Below are 2,725 nucleotides of genomic sequence, written 5' to 3'. Positions count from 1 at the left end.
CGCGCCGGCCCGGCCGGGTGGTGCCGCGACGACCTGCACCCAGGGCGGCGGCGCGAATTCAAGCGGCCAGAATTCCGGGGGCCAGAACGCCGGGGGCGGGGGAGACCCGGTGCTCAGCGCCCAGCAGCGGGTCAACCAGGCCGAGGTGGCGTTGCAGACCGCCGAGGACCGGCTCGAGGGCACCACCATCACCGCGCCGATCGCCGGGCGGATCCTGTCGGTCGCCGGCAAGGTCGGCAGTCAGGTCAGCGGGGGCGGCGCCTTCCTCACCCTGGCCGACGTCTTCGACATGCAGATCAGCGCCGACTTCCCGGAGGCCGACGCGGATCGGCTGGCCGTGGCTCAGAAGGCCACCGCGACCCTGGCCGACCGGGCCGGCCAGGACTTCGGCGCGACGGTGGTGCAGGTCGACCCGGTCGGCACCGACGACGGCACGATGGTCCGCTACGGCGTGCTGCTCTCCTTCACCGACGCCCCCAAGGACCTGCTGGTCGGGCAGAGCGCCGCGGTCCGGGTCACCACCGGTTCGGCCGATGACGTGCTGCGGCTGCCGAGCACTGCCGTGCACGACATCGCAGGTGACACCGGCACGGTGCTGCGCGCGGGAGAGCGGGTCAAGGTCGGGGTGGGGCTGCGCGGCGACCGGTACACCGAGATCACCTCGGGTCTCGCCGAGGGCGCCGCGGTGGCCCGCAGCTGGTGAGCGCCGTGCGGCCCAGCTCCCTCCTAGCGGATTCATACGCAATTCAAAGGAAGCGCTGATATTCCTTTGCGGTGCATTCCGATAACCGCGGTTCCGTGGCCCTCAGCGATCCGCCGGCCGCCCGGGCGACCCGGGTGCTGGTCGTCGACGACGAGCCCAACATCTCCGCGCTGCTCTCCGCCACGCTGCGGCTGGTCGCCTTCGACGTGCGGGTCGCCGAGTCCGGGCACGGCGCGCTGGTCGCGATCGAGGACTTCGAGCCGGACCTGGTGGTGCTCGACGTGATGCTGCCCGATCTGGACGGCTTCGACGTGGCCCGGCGGCTGCGCGCCTCCGGGCGGGCCACCCCGGTGCTGTTCCTGACCGCACGGGACGCGGTCGAGGACCGGGTGGCCGGGCTCACCGCGGGGGCTGACGACTACGTGACCAAGCCGTTCAGCCTGGAGGAGGTGGTGCTGCGGATCCGGGCGATCCTGCGGCGCAGCCGGCCCGAGCTGGTGCCGGGCGACGCCGGGGTGCTGCGCTACGCCGACCTGGAGCTCGACGAGGACGCCCACGAGGTGCGCCGGGCCGGCCGGCTCGTGGACCTCTCGCCGACCGAGTTCAACCTGCTGAAGTACCTGCTGATCAACGCGGGCCGGGTGGTCAGCAAGGCGCAGATCCTGGACCGGGTCTGGAAGTACGACTTCGGCGGCGACGGGCGCATCGTCGAGTCCTACGTGTACTACCTGCGCCGCAAGATCGACAAGACCGATCCGCCGCTGATCCACACCGTCCGCGGCGTCGGGTACGCCCTGCGCCTGCCCCGCGGCGGCGAGGAGTGAGCAGGCGAGGAGTGAGCAGGCCATGAGGGCCGGGCTCCGCTGGCGTCCGCGGCGGTGGGGCCACTGGACCCTGCGCTCCCGGCTCGTGCTGGTCGTCGGCGCGCTGGCCGCGATCGCCCTGATCGTGGCCAACCTGGCCGGCCTGGTGCTGATCCGCGGCTATCTTCAGGACCGCATCGACGAGCAGTTGGTCGCCATGTCCCGCCCGTTCGCGGGGTCGCAGCGCCTGGCCCTGCCCCCGCCGACCGGCGCCACCCCCCGCAACCGGCAGCTGCGCCTCGGGGCCGACTCGGTGGTCTATGTCTACACGCCGGCCGGCCCGCTCGACCCGGACCGCAGTTCCGTCGCCGAGGCGCAACGGCCCGCGGTGGCGCCGCTGGCCGAGGTGCTGGCGCACGCACAGACCGGGCGGCCGTACACCGTGGCGGCCGCCGACGGCAGCGCGGACTGGCGGTTGCTCGCGGTGGCCGTGGCCGACACGGGCGGGGTGGCGGTCATCGGATCGTCGCTGGTCGAGGTGGAGGAGACCGGCGACCGGCTGCTGCTGATCGACGCCGGGGTCACCGTGCTGGTCCTGGTGCTGCTCGGCGCCGGGGCGGCGTTCGTGGTGCGGCTCGGGCTGCGGCCGCTGACCGAGATGGAACGCCTGGCCACCGACATCTCGGCGGGCAACCTTTCCGGCCGGGTGGCCGACACGGATCCGCACACCGAGCCGGGCCGGCTCGGCGGTGCGCTCAACCTGATGCTGGCCCGCATCGAGGCCGAGGTCTCCGCCCGTACGGCGTCCGAGCAGCGGCTGCGGCAGTTCGTCGCGGACGCCTCGCACGAGCTGCGGACCCCGCTGACCTCCATCCGGGGCTTCGCCGAGCTCTACCGGCGCGGCGGCGCGCCGCCCGGACCGCAGCTCGACGAGACCATGAGCCGGATCGAAGGCGAGGCCGGCCGGATGGGTGTCCTGGTCGAGGACCTGCTGATGCTGGCCCGGCTCGACCTGGAACGGCCGCCGGTGCTGCGCCCGGTGGATCTGCTGGAGATCGCCGCCGACACGATCAGAGACGCGTACGCGCGGATGCCGGACCGCCCGGTGCGCCTGGCCGCCCTCGACGACGACTCGGACACGTTCGTGCCGCCGACGGTGCTGGGCGACGTGCACGGGCTGCGCCAGGTCGGCACCAACCTGGTCGCGAACGCGGTGCAC

Annotated in this window: 3 protein-coding genes; all 3 read left to right on the top strand. The window is 73.4% G+C overall.

Going from position 1 to position 2,725, the window contains the following annotated elements; genetic code table 11:
- On the top strand, positions 1 to 703 hold a 703-nt coding region (locus tag AB0C29_RS42365; RefSeq protein ID WP_360833155.1), incomplete at its 5' end, for an HlyD family efflux transporter periplasmic adaptor subunit.
- A 95-nt stretch (positions 704 to 798) separates the two neighbouring features.
- Positions 799 to 1,527, top strand: coding sequence for a response regulator transcription factor (locus AB0C29_RS42360; RefSeq protein ID WP_360833153.1), 729 nt, complete (start codon positions 799 to 801; stop codon positions 1,525 to 1,527).
- Between the two features lie 22 nt (positions 1,528 to 1,549).
- The coding region (locus AB0C29_RS42355; RefSeq protein ID WP_360833151.1) for a HAMP domain-containing sensor histidine kinase at positions 1,550 to 2,725 on the top strand (1,176 nt) is incomplete at its 3' end.

The sequence above is a fragment of the Actinoplanes sp. NPDC048791 genome, assembly GCF_040650095.1.
Taxonomy (GTDB): Bacteria; Actinomycetota; Actinomycetes; order Mycobacteriales; family Micromonosporaceae; genus Actinoplanes.
This window is presented reverse-complemented; position numbering and strand designations above follow the sequence as displayed.